Source organism: Acinetobacter sp. GFQ9D191M (genome assembly GCF_011174875.1).
In the GTDB taxonomy this organism is placed as follows: domain Bacteria; phylum Pseudomonadota; class Gammaproteobacteria; order Pseudomonadales; family Moraxellaceae; genus Acinetobacter.
Map to the genome: position 1 here is coordinate 1 of NZ_JAALGV010000022.1, position 19,712 is coordinate 19,712.

A 19,712-nucleotide genomic window follows, 5' to 3' on the forward strand; every position below is an offset into this window, starting at 1 on the left:
TCATAATCTCTTAATGATCTTACTTAAAACCTCGTCAGTTTTAAGCTCCAACCCAACCACTTAACGTTTCGTTTCATGCATTGCGTTGGTGTGCTGCGTATTCTATACAGTTTCCGAACCAGTGCAAGAGCTTTTCTTAAAAATATTCAAAAAAGCGCATTGTACGTTTATTTTTTAATCTGAATTGCTATTTTTAGCAGTTTTAATGCTTTTTTCCAGTCACTTTTGGCCTGAAATTTTAAGCAAATGTGAATTTCGACTGGTTTAGTTTTTATTAAAAGGGATCGTTGCATACGATCCCTTTTAATATTGAACAATAAATTTTAATTTTCCTGCTCGCCAAGCCAATTCATAAATTTTTGTCGTTCAGCTTTAGATGCCTGCTTCCATAACTGAATTAATTGCTGATCAAGCTGACCAACTGATGCATTTTCCTGAACGTTTGCAGTAGCAATATTCGGTGTACTTGCAGTTTGAGTGTAGACCGCTGCCGGCTGATTTGTTGGAGTTATTACTTTATTCGTTGTCAAATCCACAGATTTTCCTAAAACGCTTTGCCCTAGTAATGGTTTCGCTGCATCTTTTGCTCCCGCCTGCTGAACCAGAAGCTGATTTTTTGCATCATATAAACCAATAATTGGCTGATCTTTATATTTTTTCGCTTCATCAAAATTTTTAGGCGCGTTAATTAAAGCCAATTTATAAGCTTCACCATCTTTAAGTTCTGGAGTTTTTACAGTTACTACGCCAGATTTTAAAATGTCATGAGAATTGTCATTGTGCTGGAAAAATTCAGTATAGCGAACACTAATCGCATTCGTACCAGCATCCAGTTTATAAGTTTGATCTGAGCGTAATAGACCTGAACGTACTTCCTGATCATTCACTGCGATTATCTTGATTTCTTCAGGTACGGTTAATGTCACGGCTGAAAAAGCTGATGTGCTGCTCAATAATGCAACTACAGCTGCTGTGATACGTAAATCCATGTCACTCACTCATTCTGGTTAATATATAAAATTTTCATTGCACTATGCCGTGTATAAATGACAATTCTATGACAAATGCTTTGTCTCTACAGTACTTTACTCAGCATTTATCAGACTATCTATCTTCTGATTTCTGCTATATCACACATAAAAAAAGAAGTACTTAACAGTACTTCTTTCTCATCTCTAAATCGATTATGCAAAGGTCTTAAATCGTTCTGCATCATCCATAAAGGTTTTTTCACCTGGAGGGGCTTCGATTGAACCAAATACCAATTGAGCACGAAGCTTCCAGTTCGATGGAATACTGAAAGTTTGCGCCACTTCTTCATCAATGATCGGATTGTAATGCTGTAGTGATGCACCAATATTATGTTCAGCCAAAGCTGTCCAGGTTGCAAACTGAGCGATACCGCTGGCATGCTCTGACCAGATCGGGAAATTATCTGCATATAGCGCAAATTTTTCTTGCATTCCTTTAATGACATTCTGGTCTTCATAAAACAGTGCAGTTCCATAACCTGCCGCAAAACCATCTATTTTGCTATTGGTAGCCTCAAAAGCATCTGCTGACACCAGGTCGCGTAAAGTTTCACGCACAATATGCCAGAAAGTATCATGTGATTGACCAAACAAAATCACCACGCGTGAAGATTGCGAGTTAAAAGATGATGGACTATGTTTCACCGCCTCTTTAATGATGTTCTCAATTTCTGCCTGATCCAGGCTGACATTTTTCCCAATAGCATAAATACTACGGCGTTTTTTAATATGATCCAGAAATGCCATGATCTCACCTCGTTCTATTCTGATTATTTAAAACCGATAAGATCATCCTAAGCATTTTCACTGCCCAAAACAGTCTTATTTCGATAACAATGTGTTTTATTTATAGAACATTCTCAGAGATGTTAAGGTTGATCCTTTGTATCAGTCACTTTAGCACATACTAATTTCAAGAATCACAGGTCTTAGCTAAATACCTGGAAGCTGTCTGGGTTTACAGACTCAATTTTATCTTCTATTGCTTCTTCAATTGAACCGAAACAGAGCTGAGCACGTAGCAACCAGTTTTCATCAATCTTAAAATGCTCAGCTACAGGGTGATTGATCTGCGCATTATAATGTTGCAAAGAAGCACCTAGACCAGCATCTGCCAGCGCAGTCCACGCAGCAAACTGTACCATGCCAGAAGTCTGCTCTGACCACAGTGGAAAATCATCGGCACTAAATGGAATCTTTTTCTGTAATTGCTGAATGGCACGCTGATCTTCATAGAATAGAATCGTGCCATAGGCATTTGCACATTGATCCAGCTTGATTCTAATCCCTTCATAGACCGATGCCGGCACATGCTGGCGTTGAATGTCTTTCACAATATTCCAGAATTGATGATGTGAATCGGCAAATAGCACGATAATGCGTGCACTTTGTGAATTATAGGCTGAAGGACAACTATGCACAGCTTCCTGAATCAGCTCGGTCAGATAAGCCTGACTGTAATGCACACGCTTACCTAGCTGATAAGTCCCACGGCACTTTTTTAATTTCTCAACAAAAGTGAATTCTAAATTTTCAACTGCTTTACTTTTTTTAGGAAATTTAAAATCCTTAGTCAGGTCAGTTGTTAATACCTGCCCAATTTTATTGAGTAATGCCATTTTCTACCCTCTACATATAGCCTGAACTTCAATCACCAGGCAAATCCCATACAATTATAATGGGTTTATTCAGGTAGGCAGGATTTACTGTTTTTTTCATGCTGCTTTTTAGAGCATTCAAACTTCTTAAAAACAAAAAACTCCGCATTTAGCGGAGTTTATGTGACACAAGCCGCATTAATTATTTTTCAGTTTCAAACAATGCAGCAACGAATGATTTTGCTGAGAATGGACGTAAGTCATCAATTTTCTCACCTACACCGATAAAGCGAATCGGTACATGGGTACGGCTGGCAATATTAAACAGTACACCACCTTTTGCAGTACCATCTAACTTGGTAATAGTTAAACCCGTTAAACCCACTGCTTCATCAAACATTTCAACTTGGTTAATGGCATTCTGACCCGTACCTGCATCAACCACCAGCATCACTTCATGTGGCGCAGTCGCATCAATCTTCTGCATGACACGTTTAACTTTGGTCAATTCCTGCATCAGGTGACCTTTATTATGCAAACGGCCTGCAGTATCTGCAATTAAAACATCCACACCTTTGGCACGTGCACTTTCGAAAGCATCAAAAATGACTGAAGCAGAGTCAGCACCATGACCCTGGGCTACGACGGCTATATTGTTGCGTTCACCCCAGATCTGTAACTGCTCAGTTGCAGCAGCACGGAAAGTATCACCCGCAGCCAGCATGACTTTTTTACCTTCGCCTTGCAGACGTTTTGCGAGCTTGCCAATGGTCGTGGTTTTACCTACACCATTTACACCCACGACCAGAATTACATATGGATTTTTGTTTGGATCGATATGCAGCGGTTTTACACGCGGAGCCAGCAGAGCGACCAGTTCTTCCTGAAGCGCTTTATACAGCGAGTGAGAATAAATCAGGTCACCGCGTGCAGTACGTTCAGTCAAATTGGCAATAATCGTTTTAGTCGCATCAACACCGATATCTGCAACCAAAAGCTGTTCTTCAACTTCTTCTAATAATTCATCGTCAATTTCTTTGCCACCAATCAGGATATTGACCATCCCATCGGCAAGATTTTTACGGGTTTTGGTTAAACCCTCTTTCATACGGCTAAAGAAACCGCCTTTTGTAGCAGGTTCTTCTTCCTGAGCTTCTGTCGCTACAGGTGCAGAAACCTCAGCAGTTGCGCTTGGTGTTTCTACAATTGGCACATTAACCGCAGGTAAACTCGGTAACGTGACATCATCATCTCCGATATCAGCATCAATCAAAAATTTGTTTTGCCCATTAGATTGCTGTTGCATGCCGAATCCTTGAAAAGCATTGCGTTAAAAAATTGAATTCTAGCATAACTTGCAGTGTTTTGAGCGGGCAATCCAATCCATGAATAAACAACCAAAAAATAACAGTGTTTGGTTGCTTTCAATACAAGATTTCTGAAAAATAATCCTAAATACAAATATCTATTCATTGGAAGACTTTGTGTCCATATCTTTTTTTGCTATCTCCTCCTTATCCAGAATCATTAAACAACGGATTTCTCCAGCCGCTGTACTCCTCCTGAGTTTCGGTTTTAACCCCGTACATGCCGCAACCCAGAGTGAATTATCCCGCACCACCATCGAAACCTATTTAGGTAATGGCTTAAAAGTCATTATCCGGGAAGATCACCGCTCCCCGATGGTGATGACACAGATCTGGTATAAAGTCGGCAGTAGTGACGAGTCCGGCAATATTCTGGGTGTCTCTCATGCTTTGGAACACATGATGTTTAAAGGCACGAGCAAGGTTCCCAATGATGAATTTACCCGGTTAAGCCGGATTTATGGCGGCAGTATTAATGCCGCAACCTTTACCAATTACACGAACTATTATCAGCTCTATCCCAAAGCTTATTTTCCGATGGCGCTCGAACTCGAATCTGACCGCATGAACAACCTCTTGTTACGCCAGCAAGATTTTGATCCGGAAATTAAAGTGGTAATGGAAGAACGGCGTCAGCGTACTGATGATAATCCGCGTGCCCAGGCATTTGAACGCTTTAGATGGATCAGTTATCCCACCAGTCACTATCGTCAGCCCGTGATTGGTCACATGAAAACGCTTAATAATATTCAGCTGAGTGATGTTAAAAAATGGTATCGAGACTGGTATAGCCCGAATAATGCCATTCTGGTGATTGTCGGTGATTTAGATGTGCAAGAAGCTCTCGTTCAGGTACAGAAATATTTCGGTGATATTCCGGCGCGTCCCACACCCTCACGTAATGATGTACTCGAGTTTGAGCGCTTAGGCTATCGTCATATGGAAATTGAGAGCAATGTTCAGGTGCCTAATCTGTATATGACCTGGAATGTGAAATCTCTAGCTACCGCCAAGAATCCTCAAGATGCCTATGCTCTAACCATTATTCGCAGCCTGCTGGATAGTGGGATTTCTTCTCGGTTGCAGGATCGTCTGGTTCGCGACCGCAAAGTGCTTACTTCTGTGAGTGTATCCTATGATCCTTATAACCGTGGAGATAGCCTGTTTGGTATTTCCGCACTTCCGGCTCCAGGCGTTAACCTGGCAGAAGCACAAACGGCCATCCAGAAAGAAATTGATTTATTAAAAACTGAAACTATTTCTGAGCATGAACTGGCACGGATCAGCACACGCTTTATTTCAAATCTGATTTATAGTCAGGACAGTCTGAGCGGACAGGCCAAAATGATTGGAAACCTTGAAGTAAACGGATTGAGTTACCGTCTGATGGATGAACTGCCTCAGCATTATGACAGTGTCCGTGCAGAGGACATTCAGCGGGTTGCTAATGCCTATTTTGTCCGTGAAAATTTAAGTACGCTCTACCTTTTGCCTGAACAGAAAGCTCAATAATGGTTATTACAATGTCTAAAGTTCGCTCTCTTATCCTTTTAACCAGCTTAAGCCTCAGTTCAAGCCTTTGGGCAGAAAATTATTTAGATACCCAACCTGATCTGAATGATAATCCCAGTCAGTTACAAGCGATCCCTCTCCTGCAAAGTTTAAAAAACATTAATCAAAAGCAGGCATTTCAAGCACCTTTTATTCATGACCTGAATAATCACTACAAAGTTCGCACTTTATTTGTTGAAACCCGTGATTTACCTATGGTCGATATTCAACTGACCTTTAATGCCGGATCAGCACGAGATCAGGAAATTGCTAAAGGTTTATTTGGCTTATCCAGCACAGCAGCCAAACTGATGCGCGAAGGAACAGATAAATATACGGCCGCACAGGTAGCTTCAGTCTTTGATGCCACAGGCGCACAATTTAGCGTACAGGCTTATCGCGATATGTTTGTCGTTCGCCTGCGAACTTTGTCAGATCCCAAGAAAATGGAACCTGCTTTGGGCATGATGATGGAAGTTCTCAAAAATGCTACATTCAAGCCTTCCAGTATTCAATTAGCACTCAGCAATACTCAAGTAGGACAAAAACAGCTTCAGGAAAATCCAAGCAAACTGATGGATATCCGGTTTTATCGGGCATTGTATGGTCAGCATCCTTATGCCGAACCCATTACCGGCACCATTGGCAGTACCAAAAAAATTACGGCTGATTTACTGAAAAAATTCCGCGACCAGTTTCTGGTAGCACAAAACATGAATATTGCCATTACCGGCAAACTCAGTTCTAAACAGGCACTGGAACTTTCTGAACGAATTGCAGGCAATTTGCCTCAAGGACAGAAAGCTGTTGCATTAGCTGAACCTGAAGAAAAATCGGGTTTTGATATCGTGCATTTGCCTTATAACTCATCCCAAGCGCATGTGACCTTCGGCCACTTAGGACCAAACCGTTTTACTGAAGATCGGCTTGCTCTAGAAGTGGCTAATCGCATGTTTGGTGGTAGCGGATTTAATGCAGTATTAATGCAGGAATTAAGGGTAAAACGCGGCTATACCTATGGTGCCTATAGTACATTCAGCTTTAGTCAGGCACCCGGTATATTTAGCTTCCGTTATTCCACTAGACAAGATCAATTGCTAGATAGCATTCAGGTCGCACATCAGGCTTTTATCAACTTTGTAAATCAGCCGATTGATACTAAGCGACTGGAAGAAACCAAGGCCGGGATGTTAAGAGCATTTCCGAATAATTACAGCAGCAATGCCACGATCAATGCCCAGTTAGGCACGATGGGCTTTTATGCAGAGCAAGCCGACTATCTGTCACGCTATCCAGAACGTCTAGCCAAAATTACCGCAGCAGATGTGCAAAATGCCGTGCGCAAACATCTGCATCCAGAACGCTTGACACTGGTCGTGGTAAGTCAAGAATTAGATAAAGAAGCATTAAAACTACGACTGGAACAGAACCTGTTAGATCCTTCTACACCACTGCCGAATACGATTCCAATACCTAAGGCATATCCACAGAAACCGGCGGAAGCTGACGAGCCCGTAGAGATTCCTGCTGATACGCCTGCATCAATTTAAGATATTGACCGCGATGGATGCGTTGCTGTTGCAGCAAAGTCTGAGCCATATCCTGGGTTTGGGGTAAGCTCTGCTGTTCTGCAAGTTGCTGAAGTAAATTAAATTGGGAAGTCGTCAGTGGACGATAAATGGCAAATGTAGCCAGGCATAAGATTAATGCCACAATGAAAATAACAACCGCATTATAAATCTGTTCAAGCTTAATTTTATTCAGAAAATCGCTTAATTTTTTGCTATCTATAGCCATACACTACCTCAAGTTGCAGCTAGTGTATGGCTGGGCCCCATGAAGTTCAAGTCAAAGATTGAATGACCAGTATAAATACACATCTCGATATGACTATAAATCGGTTAGGATTTCAACAATTCGTACACACTCCAGGCAATGACCATTGCCACCAGACCTAAGACCAGTAAAATTGCAAACTTGCTCAAGCCGGCTTCTGCTTCAGGTGGATGCAGTCGATCTTCATCTGCAATTCGGACTAATTCATCATTATAGTGACTATAAAATTCTGCACGCTGGGTTTCGTCCAGAGCGCGGGTAAAATCATAAACTTCTTTACGTTGAGCCAGACTGTAATCACCTAGATGGGTATATTTGTCATAAATTGCCTCATCCAGTTTTTTACGGTGTACATGCGCCAATTCTGTAATCTGACTGGCTGTTGGGGGCATATCAAAACTGAGCCCTTCAAGAGTTCTTTGCATCATGTTGTTCTCCTTTTCTTTTGTTCTATTGTTAAAATCTATACCAACCAAACTTCCAAGTGTGTATAGTTTGATCGTACAAACTATAAATTAAGTAAACAGGAAAGCTGATATAGTTGACTTTTCCATTATTCTGTAATATTAGTTTAATAATACTAAGTTATATTTGTATTTAGACTTAAAAGTCTATCCGAAATCATAATTAAAATTAAGGAGTTTTTATATTATGCAGAATATCTCTCAACATGATTTGGAACATCTGTATGCAGATGCAGTGAATACCATTCAATCGCAAATGAACTTTGTCGATGCAGTAAAACAATTAGAAGATGCAGCGCGCGCCGGTCACGGTAAAGCAGCTCTCTTTTTAGCTGAACTGTATTATCAGGGTTTTCGTGTAGAACGAGATTCACTCAAAGCACAATACTGGCAGAACATGGCCACCATGCAAGCCTGAAGAAACGTCACCTCGGTGACGTTTTTTTATGCCATTTTTTCGAAATACTGCAATTAAGACATAATTTATTACGATTGCTTGCAAAGCTGAAACAGTAATTTCACTGGAACTTTCTAGAATATAGCTGAACTCTAATAGCACTTTATTTTAACGACAATGCGAAAAATTATTCAATACGATCCGATTTGTAAAAACTTTCTTTTGAGGCTGACCATCCTCAAATCTATGATGTATTGCGGCGTTTTGTGGGGCGTCTATCATCAGGGTTGGGCGATGATGCGTGATCAGGAAGATTATATTTTTCCATTCTGGCTTAATTCTCTGGATGCCAAAAATTATGCCAAGGAACATTGGCCAGGTTATGTACCCCGTAGAATCAACCCGGAAGATTTCGAAAACAACTTGTTACCTACACTGTCCCGACTAGCCGTGACACCTACTTTATGTAGCGGCAATGGCACTAAACTAAAGTTATCCATTCCACAGATGCGTCACCTGTTTTTTTCACAACAAAGACTGCACTTTGCCTAAAAACATGTTATTTATAAAGACATAAAATAGACACCTAGAGATGTTCAGCTGGATACATACTCTAGGACTAATAATAATTAGATAAAAAGGACTCAATAGAATGACCAACGTAGCACAAGTGCTCGGTGATAAAGTACATCAGGCAGTTTATACCATCCGTCCAGACTCTACAGTTTTAGAAGCAATTAGCCTGATGGCAGAAAAAGGAATCGGGGCGCTGGTCGTTACCCACGAAGATAGTGTGGTCGGCATTTTGTCAGAGCGTGATTACACCCGTAAAATCGCATTGATGCAAAGAACCTCTTTTGATACCACGGTCAATGAAATTATGACACCTAAAGTCATAACCGTGACTTCTGCAACTTCTGTTGAAGACTGCTTAGCATTAATGACTGACCGCCATTTACGCCACTTACCTGTAGTTGAAAATGACAAACTGATTGGCCTGATTTCGATTGGTGACTTGGTCAAAGCTGCAATGGAAGATCAACGTAAGCTGATTGATCAGTTACAACAATATATTTCAGGCTAAAATTCTTTCTTAGTTGAATACGTAAATTAAGACTCAAACTCAAAATGTCATTACAAACAAATGACAATGTCATATCAAAACCAGATTAGATATAAAAAATCCCAGCCTTAAGACTGGGATTTTTTGATTATTAGATCAAATTAAAGACCGAGTTTCTCTGCGACATAGTCAGAGTCTTTATCACCACGACCTGAAAGATTCACTACAATCTTAGTCTCTTTAGGCAGTTTACCCGCTTCACGAATTGCCCAAGCCACTGCATGTGAACTTTCTAATGCTGGCACAATTCCCTCAACGCGTGACAGGGTCATAAAGGCATCCAGACACTCCTGATCTGTTGCTGTAGTGTATTCCACACGACCTAGATCTTTCAGCAGGCTGTGCTGTGGCCCTACGCCTGGATAATCCAGCCCAGAAGCAATCGAATGCACAGGTAAAGGCTCACCCTGCTCATCTTCGAGTACATAACAGGCCATACCATGCAACTGGCTTGGTTTACCCAAAGTCAGCGTTGCGGAATGCTTATCAGTATTTAAGCCATGACCTGCAGGCTCTACACCTACCAGTTTAACTTCTGGATCATTTAGAAATGCCGTGAATGCACCCATAGCATTTGAACCACCACCCACACATGCCACCACATAATCTGGGTTTGCACCGAAGCGTTCATTGGTTTGAACCTTGATTTCATCGCCAATAATGGACTGGAAATCACGCACCATCATTGGGAATGGATGTGGTCCTACCACCGAACCAATCGCATAGATATAGTTTTTCGGATCTTTCAAGTATTCTTCAAAAGCACTGTCGACTGCATCTTTAAGGGTTGCTGTACCACGCGTCACAGAAATCAGCTTAGCACCCAAAATTTTCATCTTAACGACGTTTGGATGTTCTTTTTCGATATCCACCTGGCCCATATGAATTTCACATGGAATACCCACCAAGGCACATGCAGTGGCCAATGCCACACCATGCTGACCTGCACCAGTTTCTGCAATGACTTTGGTTTTACCCATGTATTTCGCCAGCATTGCTTCACCCAGGCAGTGATTGATTTTATGTGCACCGGTATGATTCAGGTCTTCACGTTTTAAATAGACCTGTGCTCCACCTAACTGGTCAGAAAGGCGTTTAGCATGAAACAAAGGACTAGGACGGCCGACATAGTTAGCAAACAGGTCTTTTAATTCACTCTGGAATTCTTCAGTTTGACGGATTTCCTGATAGGCAACATTGATGTCATCCATGGCCTGTTTTAGATCCGGTGGAATGAACTGACCGCCATATTGACCAAAGAAACCCTCTTCATTGGGCAACGCAATACCATTAATTTGATGAGCCATAATAATTCCTGAATATTGGAATAAGGTATAACAAGTTACTTTATACTAGAATAATTCGTTTTAAAGCACTAATAACTATAGATAAAGTCACTTATAGATAAATGGAATCAACGCGCCAGATATTTGGTCATATCCTCAATACCTTTTAAGGTCATTGGAAACATATGATCTTCAAAGATTTGCTTAATCAGGCCAATAGTATGCGTGTAATGCCAGTATTTTTCTTCTTCAGGATTGAGCCAAGCAGTTTTATCAAAATGCTGACGCAGACGCTGTAACCAGACCTGTCCTGCCTCATCATTCATATATTCGACCGACCCACCGACGGAGTTCAACTCATAGGGTGCCATGCTGGCATCACCCACTACAATCACCCGGTAATCCCGTCCATAGGTATTGAACAGATCCCAGGTGTTCATGCGCGAACTGGAACGACGGACATTATCTTTCCAGACATAGTCGTATAGACAATTATGGAAATAGAAATATTCCAGAGTCTTAAATTCGGTCTTAGCGGCGCTAAACAGTTTTTCACACTGAGCGATATGCGCATCCATTGATCCACCGATATCAAACAGCATTAGTACTTTAATACGGTTACGACGCTCCGGCACCAATTGCACATCCAGAATCCCCTGTTTGGCGGTTTCACGAATAGTACTATCAATGTCCAGTTCTTCAGCCGCACCCTGACGAGCGAACTTACGCAAACGGCGCAGTGCCATCTGCATCTGACGACTACCAAGAATCTGATCATCATCCAGATTACGGTATTGACGCTGTTCCCAGACTTTGACGGCGGAACGTTTACGCCCCGGCCCGCCAATGCGCACACCTTCAGGATGATCACCATAGGCACCAAATGGCGATGTGCCACCAGTACCAATCATCTTATTCCCGCCCTGATGTTTTTTATGCTGTTCGCGCAAGCGTTCTTCCAGCATTTTCATCAGTTCTTCCAGCGATCCGGCTTTTTTCAGTTCTTCACGCTGTTCAGGGGTTAAGTGCTTTTCCAGAAGTTCCAGATCAAACCAGTCTTTGGGTAGTTTATGCACCTGATTCAGCAGTTCATCCAGATCAAAAGTCGCGATACCATCAAAGTAATCTTTCATGGCGCGATCGAACTTGTCGAAGTAGCGCTCGTCTTTGACCATCACAGTTTTAGCAAGCTGATAGAACTCGCCCTGATCAGCAAAAACCACGCCTGCCGCCACCGCTTGATTCAGATCAATCAGCTCACGGGTGGAAACTGGTACGCCATATTTTCTGAGGGTATAAAACAATCGCACAAACATGCGTGTTTCTCCCTTAGCGACGCGACATAAAGGCTAGACGTTCAAGCAGTTGTACATCCTGCTCATTTTTGATCAGCGCGCCGTACAAAGGCGGAATCGCTTTGGACTTGTCGGTATTTCTTAAAATGTCTTCCGGCATATCATCTGCCATGAGTAGGCTTAGCCAGTCGATCAGTTCTGAAGTTGAAGGTGGTTTTTTCAAGCCTGGAATCTGACGTAACTTGAAGAAGACTTGCAGAGCTTCATTCACCAGCGTTGCTGAAATATTCTCAAAATGCACATCGATAATTTCACGCATGGTCGCTTCATCCGGAAACTCGATATAGTGGAAGAAACAACGGCGCAGGAAGGCATCTGGAAGTTCTTTCTCGTTATTTGAAGTGATGATGACAATCGGACGCTGGGTCGCAGTAATGGTTTCACCCGTTTCATAAACGAAGAAAGACATCTTGTCGAGTTCATGCAGCAAGTCATTTGGAAACTCGATGTCTGCTTTATCGATCTCATCAATCAGTAATACACAGCGTTCTTCGCTGGTAAACGCTTCCCAGAGTTTACCCGGCTTGATGTAGTTCTTGATGTCATAAACGCGATCATCACCTAACTGACTATCACGTAAGCGTGATACCGCATCATATTCATACAGGCCCTGCTGTGCCTTGGTCGTTGATTTGATATGCCAGGTAATCAGCTTCAGTCCGAGGCTTTGTGCCACCTGTTCAGCCAACAAGGTTTTACCTGTACCCGGCTCACCTTTAACCAGCAAGGGTTTTTGCAAACTACGCGCAGCTTTCACAGCCAGTTTTAAACTGTCAGTGGCAATGTACTGATCCGTACCTGAGAATTGTTGAATATCAGCAGACATGATTGAACCTTATTTTTTTATTTACAGCGGTGAACTTTTCTTGTTTGACTCAAGACCCGTTTTACTGGATGCATAGGTCGACCAGCAATAGCCAATCACAGACCCGATACCAATGACAAATAAAATAAGTGACGCATTAATCCAAACGAGTTCATATTCCTTGGTCAGAATTCCAAACAGCAGCCCGAAAATAGCGGGCGCAACTGAAGCATTACTGCCTTCAGAAACGGTTGGAGTCAACAGCACGGCAAAGGCCAACAGCCATAAAAAACCGCCTATTGCCTTTGGCATGCGCTTGGTCACGCCATACCAGCAGGCTAACGCAATCAGGCTGCCCAGCAGATACACTGCAAATGCAATACTCTGGTCAGGAATTGAGTCCAATACAGCTACAAAACCATTCATTTCACAACTCCTGAACTGAGCTTAAGCCCCACGAAGACCTTCTGGTGCTGGTGCATTCGGGTTAATCAAACCTTCTGGTGGCATTTGCAGGAAGAAACCACGGGTAGAAATTGAATCCATCACATGTAAAACATTGGCACGTGCCAGTTTACGTGATTCACTCAATTCAAGATGCATGACAAAAGTCGCACGACCAAACGCAACACGTACCGGTTCAGCCAATACCTCTAGTGGTTCGAAGGTTTCGGCTTCGTTCTCATCTGCAGGACGCGCCACATAAAGATACATTTCATCTTTTTTGCTAGATTTGTAGATAGACACTTGCATGTTTCAAACGACTTTTCTGAAAAAACAATCGCAAGGATACATCAAAAAAACGACAGAAACATTAGCCGCTTCAAATGCATCAGTCGTGATTTTGTATAATTGCTTTATCTTTAATCAATCCAGTAAAAATCACTCAACCACTTTCATCTGTGTCGACAGATAAGACTCATCCTGATGCAATACCTTAATTAGCGGCAGAGTTAATAACTCATAGCGCCAGCCAAGCAAGTAGTTTGGCAGATCCTGTTCATCCTTATGACATACCACATGCTGATATAAGGCATTCAGCCATTTCTTACGCATCAGCACTTCTTTGGGTACAGAGATCTCATTGGATATATTCTGAATCATTGTTTCAACCTTCTCGCCAATCTCTCTGGATGAATGGCGGATTGGACGTGCCAGACGTAATGGCCAGTCGGCCTGATCAGGTAGGAATTTCAACAGATCAAGAATAGTCTTGCCATGTTCACGGACAATATTCGCCCGGATGTCTTTCATCTGACTGAGCTGGAAATTATTGCGCGGGAATTTCTCTACCAGATCAATCATGGTCGAGTTTTTCAGAATAAAACTACGCGGTTGATTCAATGCCTTGGCAATCTGCTCACGCCATACAGCCAGTTGTTGTAACTGCATTAATTGACGGCGTGAATGGCGATAATTACCGACGTCCTGATAAAGCAAGGCAGTCGGTGTTTCTTCACCAATTTCATGGGTCAAAAAACGGCAATCTTCAAGAGCGAAATCGAGCAGATACTTGCTTTCCAGATCCTGTTTGACTTTATCCGACAGTTGCACCAGATAATGCACATCATTGGCTGCATACAGCAACTGCTCAGAGCTTAAAGGCCGTGCCAGCCAGTTAGAGCGGGTCTGATCTTTTTCAATATCGACATCTAGCATCTGTTTCAAGGCATTCTGATAGCTGACCTGCAAACCATGTCCGAGGAATGACATGCCGACCTGTGTATCAAAGACATTGCTCAGGGCTTTTTTCTGGGTGTAATGATAAATCAGGTCAATATCTTCACTGCAGGCATGGAAAATATTCTGTTGAGCATTAAAAATCTTATTCAGAAATTCACTCAGATCCAGTGTTGTTCCATCCAGCAAATAGACATTGTTATTGACATTGATTTGAAAAACACCAAGTTTTGGCCACAAGGTGTCTACCTTAATGAATTCTGTATCCAGGCCATAGACCGGATTTTGATCCATAAGATTCAGGACATGATTTAAGTCGTGCTGATGTTGAATAAATTGAAACATAAAGACTGAGTCTAAAATTAGATGCTCGATGAAGCTATATTACCCGATATATAGAATTTTTATATAAAAATATGACAACCAAATCACACTTTTTGTTCCATATTTTTCGAATATAGCTTATCTAGTTTATATTTTTAATAATATATTTTTTATATTATATATTAAGAGAATATAATTAATATTTCACTTAATTCGCATCCGGTTATGCACTGCCTGACTCAACGTATGACTATCGACATACTCCAGTTCTCCGCCTTGAGGCACCCCTTGAGCGATACGCGTCATTTGCACAGGTAAATGTTTACTGGCTTCAACCAGATAATGTGCGGTTGCTTGTCCTTCGACAGTCGCATTGGTGGCCAGAATCACTTCCTTGATCTGTCCTTGACTTAAGCGTTGCAGTAAATAGGGAATACCGATTTCTTCAGGCCCGATTCCATCTAGAGGTGACAGATGGCCGCCCAGAACATGATATTTACCGCGGAAACTGCCGCTTTGTTCAATTGCCATGACATCTGCCGGTGATTCCACGACACAAAGCAGTTCATCATCACGCTCAAGTGAGGTACAGATATTACAGACTTCATCTTCTGTCAATGAATGGCAGATTGAGCATTCATGAATGTGATCGGTTGCTTCAGTCAAGGCATGTGCCAGACCGATCGCCCCTTCACGATTTTTCATGATTAAATGCAAAGCCATACGCTGGGCCGATTTCGGCCCAACGCTTGGCAAAATGCGTAATGCTTGAACCAGTTGATCAAAACGATCACTAAACATTGCGCATACTTCCTTAGAATAAACCAGCCAGACCAGGTGGTAAGCCCATACCTGAGTTTGCAGATTTCATTTTCTCTTCAGAGATCACTTCTGCTTGACGCGCTGCATCATTCATCGCTGCTGCAATCAGATCTTCGATCATATCCGGATCGTCCTGTAACAGTTCAGGATTGATTTCAATACGTTTCACCACATTGCGGCAAGTCATGGTAACTTTCACCAGACCGCCACCAGCCTCAGCATGCACTTCAGTTTGCGCAAGCTCTTCTTTGGCTTTTTTCATGTTGTTTTCGACTTCTTTTTGCATGCGCTGTGCTTGCTGCATCAACATATTAATGTTCATAAAGATCTCCGAACATATATTTATAAAATTAGATTAGATCTAAACCGCGTGTAATGTCGCGAATAATATCATCAATCTCTTCCAAACCAACAGAAACGCGAATTAAACCTTCACGAATACCCGCTGCTGCTTTGGCTTCTGGAGACAATTTACCATGCGTCGTAGTTGCCGGATGAGTAATCGTTGATTTCACATCACCCAGGTTACCGGTGATTGAAATGAACTGGGTATTGTCAATTACTTTCCAGGCACCTTCACGACCGCCTTTCACTTCGAAAGATACGATACCACCGAAACCGGTTTGTTGTTTTGCTGCCAGTTCATGACCAACATGTTCAGGCAAACCCGCATAGTAAACTTTTTCTACTTTCGGATGTGCATTTAAGAACTCTGCCAGTTTTTGTGCATTGGCAGAATGTTCACGCATACGTAAACGTAAAGTTTCCAGACCTTTCAAGAATACCCAGGCATTGAACGGGCTCATAGAAGGACCAGTGGTACGTACATATCCGAAGATTTCTTCAAGCAGTTTGTGGTTACCTACTACAGCGCCACCGAGTGCACGACCCTGGCCATCCAGATATTTAGTCGCAGAATATACGACTAAGTCTGCACCAAATTTGAGTGGTTGTTGTAACACTGGTGTACAGAAGCTGTTGTCAATCGCGAGCAATGCATCATTGGCATGTGCAATATCTGCCAAAGCCTGAATATCTGCCACTTCAGCTAATGGGTTTGACGGAGATTCAACAAAGAGTAATTTGGTTTCTGGCTTGATGGCATTTTTCCATGCATCCAGATCAGTCAAGTCGACAAACTCAACTGCGACACCAAATTTAGCCACGTATTTTTCAAATAAAGAAACTGTTGAACCAAATACGGCGCGTGAACAGATGACATGATCGCCTGCTTTCAGGTAAGCCATCGCTACTGCCATAATCGCAGCCATACCAGAGCTGGTCGCAACAGCGCGTTCTGCGCCTTCTAAAGCAGCCAGACGCTTTTCAAACATGGCAACAGTTGGATTGGTAAAGCGAGAGTAAATATTACCCGGCTCTTGGCCTGAAAATTTCGCTGCAGCTTCAGCCGCATTTTCATAAACAAATGACGATGTTAGAAAAATCGGTTCACCATGCTCACCCTCAAAGCTGCGGGTGTGACCGGTACGGATGGCTAAAGTTTCTAATTGATAGTTAAAATCGTCTTGCTGGCTCATCACTTTACTTCAGCCCAAAGGCTGCCTTTTGTAAAAAATTGCCAACATTTTGAGCGTCTAAGCTATTTCAGGTCAAGGCATAATAAGCAATTATTGCTTAGACTTCGACCAATTCTTCTTTGTATACGGATAAATTATTTACATGATTCAGTTAAAACAAAATATTCAACGTCAGAAGAAAAAATTAAAACACCTGAATGCACGGTTATTTAACTCGTCTTCCCTGATTCTTTCGCAAAAAACGCCCTTTGAATATATTGCTGCGACTGAGTTCTGCAAAATTCGCTATTATGCAGCGCCTGAAAAAAAGTACCGTGAGCCGTTAGTCTTTGTTGCCCCTCTTGCGATTAATATGGATATTTATGATCTGTATCCTTACCGTTCACTAGTCAAGCATTTTCAGCATAGCGGTTTTGATGTCTATTTAGTGGAATGGAAACGTTTCCGTTATAAACACCGTCACTTGAATTTCCTGTCTTTTATCGACGGCGCGATTCCTCAGGCTATTGAACGAATCTGCTCGCATTCAGGCAGTCAGTTTATTTCCTTGCATGGCTGGAGTATGGCTGGAATTTTTGTCACGCTTTATACTGCGCTACATTCCCCTGAACATGTTAAAAACCTGATTGTACTGGGTAGCCCGATTGACAGTTATGCATCCGGTCGCGTTGGCAAGCTTTTTAGCACCACCAACAAGCTCATTTCCAAAAATAAAACCCTGCAACAGGCGATTCACCAAGGATTGATTCCTAAGGAATATATTCATTCGCCCGGCATCATCAATGCATTGGGATTTAAGCTCCTTGATCCGATTGGCTGGTTTAAAAGCCAGAAGCAGTTTTTGATGAACCTGGAAAATGTTGAAGATGTCTATGAACATGCCACCATGGGCAATTTTTTGAACAAGATGATTGATTATCCGGGTGGAATCAATCAGGACATGGTGCTGCACTTATGGCTGCAAAATCCTTTAAAAAATGGCTCAATGACTTTAAACGGCCGAACGATTAACCTAAAAAATATTAACTGTTCCTTACTGGTCGGGGCTGGGAAAACCGATCAGATTGTTACGGAACAGTCAGCTAAACCTTTGATGGAATTGACAAGTAGTACCGATAAGACGTTTACTCTTATCCCGGGTGGTCATCTTGGACTGATGTCCAATCAGAAAACAGCCAATACATTCTGGCCGAAACTGACCACCTGGCTGGCACAACGCTCAACCCGGATAGATGCTTAATTCCGGAAGAGCCGGCAATTTTCAGGTATTTATTATTTTATTCAGAGGGTATGACATGATTCAGTCAGTGGCATTTATTGGTTTAGGCGCAATGGGTTATCGCATGGCAGCGCATTTACCCAAGCATTTTGAGACAGTTTATGTCTGGAACCGTACTTTTGCCAAGGCTGAAGAACATGCTGCTGAATATGGCACCCAAGCTGTCGCTTTAGAACAGGCAGTTCAGGCAGATATTATTTTTTCCTGCCTGCCGACCAGTGCCGATGTTGAAGCATTAGTCCAAGGCCTCAGCCTTAAAGCTGGCAGTATCTGGGTAGACTGTACCAGCGGTGTTCCTGACGCTGCCCGACGCTTAGAAGAAGCACTGGCTGAACAGGGTGTGATTTTCCTGGATGCGCCTGTGAGTGGCCAGACCATTGGTGCGGAAAATGGCACATTGACTGTGATGGTCGGCGGTAATGCGGAAGGCTTTGAAAAAGCCCTGCCAGCGATGCAGGCGTTTGGCAAATTGATCAAGCATGTGGGGACATCAGGTGCCGGCTTTGCGGTAAAAGCGGTAAATAATATGTTACTGGCTGTAAACCTGTGTGCAGCAGCAGAAGGCTTTACCACGCTGAAAGCGCACGGCGTTGACCTGAATGAAGCGCTGGATTGTATCAATGCATCAAGCGGTAAAAGCAATGTGACTGAAACCGTTTTACCACAGCGTGTTTTGAACCGTAGCTTCCCTGTTACCTTTGCCCTGCCTCTTTTAGCCAAAGATACAGGCATTGCACTTGATCTTGCGCGCGATGCCAAACTGGCAGTACCACTTCTCGCTTTAGGTCAAAGTCTGGTGCAAGCTGCTAGCAATCTGTCGGATAAAAATAGTGACTTTTCCAGTGCTGTAAAAATGTATGAATCATGGAGTAATATTACCATTGAGTAATATCTCGCCATTGAATAATAATAAACAAACCTAATATTGTGACTATAGACTAGCCACATGCAGTGATACCTGAGGAAACTCTTATGAATAAGTTATTTGTTGCAGCACTCGTCGGTTCTGCAACTTTGTTTGGGGCTTCAACATCGGTTCTTGCATCTGAACAGGAATGCAAAAAATTGAAAAATGACCATGATGTCATTTATGCATCAAAAGGTTTCTGTTTCAAGGATCCTGAAGCAAAAGCAAAGTTTAATGACAATTGCTACACAACCAAGCCAAAATTTTCAGAAAAAGAGCAGCAACGTCTTGACGCGATCAAAGAACGTCAGAAAGAATTGAACTGTAAATAATACAATTCAATTCTGCT

23 protein-coding genes are annotated in these 19,712 nt (G+C 42.3%); 8 read left to right on the plus strand and 15 right to left on the minus strand.

Annotated features, from left to right (window positions below; all coding sequences use genetic code 11):
- Positions 1–323: 323 nt before the first annotated feature.
- The 4 genes from G5T77_RS04045 to ftsY form a co-directional block, all read right to left on the minus strand.
- Entirely contained in the window at positions 324–989 is a 666-nt protein-coding gene (locus tag G5T77_RS04045) for a DUF2057 domain-containing protein (RefSeq protein WP_166134835.1), read from the minus strand.
- A gap of 195 nt (positions 990–1,184) precedes the next feature.
- The gene (locus G5T77_RS04050; RefSeq protein ID WP_166134838.1) at positions 1,185–1,778 is read right to left on the minus strand and encodes a nitroreductase family protein; all 594 of its coding nucleotides are present in this window, start codon (positions 1,776–1,778) and stop codon (positions 1,185–1,187) included.
- Positions 1,779–1,960: 182 nt separating this feature from the next.
- Complete coding sequence (locus G5T77_RS04055) at positions 1,961–2,650, minus strand: nitroreductase family protein (protein WP_166134841.1); 690 nt, start codon at positions 2,648–2,650, stop codon at positions 1,961–1,963.
- A 181-nt stretch (positions 2,651–2,831) separates the two neighbouring features.
- Positions 2,832–3,935 (minus strand): signal recognition particle-docking protein FtsY, encoded by a 1,104-nt coding sequence (gene ftsY / locus G5T77_RS04060; protein ID WP_034171087.1) that lies wholly within the window; start codon positions 3,933–3,935, stop codon positions 2,832–2,834.
- 178 nt (positions 3,936–4,113) lie between these two features.
- Here ftsY and G5T77_RS04065 point away from each other — a divergent pair, with 178 nt between their 5' ends.
- Both G5T77_RS04065 and G5T77_RS04070 read left to right on the plus strand, forming a co-directional pair.
- The gene (locus G5T77_RS04065) at positions 4,114–5,508 is read left to right on the plus strand and encodes a pitrilysin family protein (protein ID WP_166134844.1); all 1,395 of its coding nucleotides are present in this window, start codon (positions 4,114–4,116) and stop codon (positions 5,506–5,508) included.
- Between the two features lie 11 nt (positions 5,509–5,519).
- On the plus strand, positions 5,520–7,097 hold the full coding sequence (locus G5T77_RS04070) for a pitrilysin family protein (RefSeq protein WP_171521870.1): 1,578 nt from the start codon (positions 5,520–5,522) through the stop codon (positions 7,095–7,097).
- Here the strand turns inward: G5T77_RS04070 and G5T77_RS04075 are convergent.
- Together G5T77_RS04075 and G5T77_RS04080 are read right to left on the minus strand one after the other, a co-directional pair.
- Positions 7,021–7,344, minus strand: coding sequence for a hypothetical protein (locus G5T77_RS04075; RefSeq protein WP_125279147.1), 324 nt, complete (start codon positions 7,342–7,344; stop codon positions 7,021–7,023). The genes G5T77_RS04070 and G5T77_RS04075 overlap by 77 nt on opposite strands.
- Before the next feature lie 104 nt (positions 7,345–7,448).
- On the minus strand, positions 7,449–7,811 hold the full coding sequence (locus G5T77_RS04080) for a hypothetical protein (protein WP_081402667.1): 363 nt from the start codon (positions 7,809–7,811) through the stop codon (positions 7,449–7,451).
- A 220-nt stretch (positions 7,812–8,031) separates the two neighbouring features.
- Here G5T77_RS04080 and G5T77_RS04085 point away from each other — a divergent pair, with 220 nt between their 5' ends.
- The 3 genes from G5T77_RS04085 (at position 8,032) to G5T77_RS04095 (ending at position 9,328) form a co-directional block, all read left to right on the plus strand.
- The gene (locus G5T77_RS04085; RefSeq protein WP_034171084.1) at positions 8,032–8,265 is read left to right on the plus strand and encodes a hypothetical protein; all 234 of its coding nucleotides are present in this window, start codon (positions 8,032–8,034) and stop codon (positions 8,263–8,265) included.
- 156 nt (positions 8,266–8,421) lie between these two features.
- On the plus strand, positions 8,422–8,796 hold the full coding sequence (locus G5T77_RS04090; RefSeq protein ID WP_034171083.1) for a DUF2750 domain-containing protein: 375 nt from the start codon (positions 8,422–8,424) through the stop codon (positions 8,794–8,796).
- Between the two features lie 100 nt (positions 8,797–8,896).
- The gene (locus G5T77_RS04095; RefSeq protein ID WP_125279146.1) at positions 8,897–9,328 is read left to right on the plus strand and encodes a CBS domain-containing protein; all 432 of its coding nucleotides are present in this window, start codon (positions 8,897–8,899) and stop codon (positions 9,326–9,328) included.
- Between the two features lie 140 nt (positions 9,329–9,468).
- Here G5T77_RS04095 and trpB read toward each other — a convergent pair whose 3' ends face one another.
- The 9 genes from trpB to G5T77_RS04140 all read right to left on the minus strand — a co-directional run bounded on the left by trpB (position 9,469) and on the right by G5T77_RS04140 (position 17,177).
- Complete coding sequence (trpB, locus tag G5T77_RS04100) at positions 9,469–10,674, minus strand: tryptophan synthase subunit beta (RefSeq protein WP_166134850.1); 1,206 nt, start codon at positions 10,672–10,674, stop codon at positions 9,469–9,471.
- Positions 10,675–10,781: 107 nt separating this feature from the next.
- Positions 10,782–11,969, minus strand: a complete 1,188-nt coding sequence (locus G5T77_RS04105; protein ID WP_159124439.1) for a VWA domain-containing protein — start codon at positions 11,967–11,969, stop codon at positions 10,782–10,784.
- 13 nt (positions 11,970–11,982) lie between these two features.
- A complete protein-coding gene (locus G5T77_RS04110; protein ID WP_104426039.1) occupies positions 11,983–12,834 on the minus strand; it encodes a MoxR family ATPase in 852 nt (283 codons plus the stop codon).
- Positions 12,835–12,855: 21 nt separating this feature from the next.
- Positions 12,856–13,239 carry a hypothetical protein gene (locus G5T77_RS04115; RefSeq protein ID WP_166134853.1) on the minus strand — a complete coding sequence of 128 codons (384 nt, stop codon included), beginning with the start codon at positions 13,237–13,239 and terminating at the stop codon, positions 12,856–12,858.
- Positions 13,240–13,260: 21 nt separating this feature from the next.
- Positions 13,261–13,566: a YcgL domain-containing protein gene (locus tag G5T77_RS04120; protein ID WP_004783715.1), complete on the minus strand. Its 306-nt coding sequence runs from the start codon at positions 13,564–13,566 to the stop codon at positions 13,261–13,263.
- 129 nt (positions 13,567–13,695) lie between these two features.
- Entirely contained in the window at positions 13,696–14,838 is a 1,143-nt protein-coding gene (locus tag G5T77_RS04125) for an HRDC domain-containing protein (RefSeq protein ID WP_005235921.1), read from the minus strand.
- 183 nt (positions 14,839–15,021) lie between these two features.
- Entirely contained in the window at positions 15,022–15,618 is a 597-nt protein-coding gene (gene recR / locus G5T77_RS04130; protein WP_125279141.1) for a recombination mediator RecR, read from the minus strand.
- A gap of 13 nt (positions 15,619–15,631) precedes the next feature.
- Positions 15,632–15,961 carry a YbaB/EbfC family nucleoid-associated protein gene (locus tag G5T77_RS04135; RefSeq protein WP_004783723.1) on the minus strand — a complete coding sequence of 110 codons (330 nt, stop codon included), beginning with the start codon at positions 15,959–15,961 and terminating at the stop codon, positions 15,632–15,634.
- 28 nt (positions 15,962–15,989) lie between these two features.
- Positions 15,990–17,177: an O-succinylhomoserine sulfhydrylase gene (locus G5T77_RS04140; RefSeq protein ID WP_005235924.1), complete on the minus strand. Its 1,188-nt coding sequence runs from the start codon at positions 17,175–17,177 to the stop codon at positions 15,990–15,992.
- A gap of 142 nt (positions 17,178–17,319) precedes the next feature.
- On the opposite strand from G5T77_RS04140, the gene G5T77_RS04145 reads away from it, so the two are divergent.
- The 3 genes from G5T77_RS04145 (at position 17,320) to G5T77_RS04155 (ending at position 19,695) form a co-directional block, all read left to right on the plus strand.
- On the plus strand, positions 17,320–18,417 hold the full coding sequence (locus tag G5T77_RS04145; protein ID WP_166134856.1) for an alpha/beta fold hydrolase: 1,098 nt from the start codon (positions 17,320–17,322) through the stop codon (positions 18,415–18,417).
- Between the two features lie 55 nt (positions 18,418–18,472).
- A complete protein-coding gene (locus tag G5T77_RS04150) occupies positions 18,473–19,345 on the plus strand; it encodes an NAD(P)-dependent oxidoreductase (protein ID WP_166134859.1) in 873 nt (290 codons plus the stop codon).
- Positions 19,346–19,428: 83 nt separating this feature from the next.
- Positions 19,429–19,695 carry a YARHG domain-containing protein gene (locus G5T77_RS04155; RefSeq protein WP_159124442.1) on the plus strand — a complete coding sequence of 89 codons (267 nt, stop codon included), beginning with the start codon at positions 19,429–19,431 and terminating at the stop codon, positions 19,693–19,695.
- Positions 19,696–19,712: the final 17 nt, after the last annotated feature.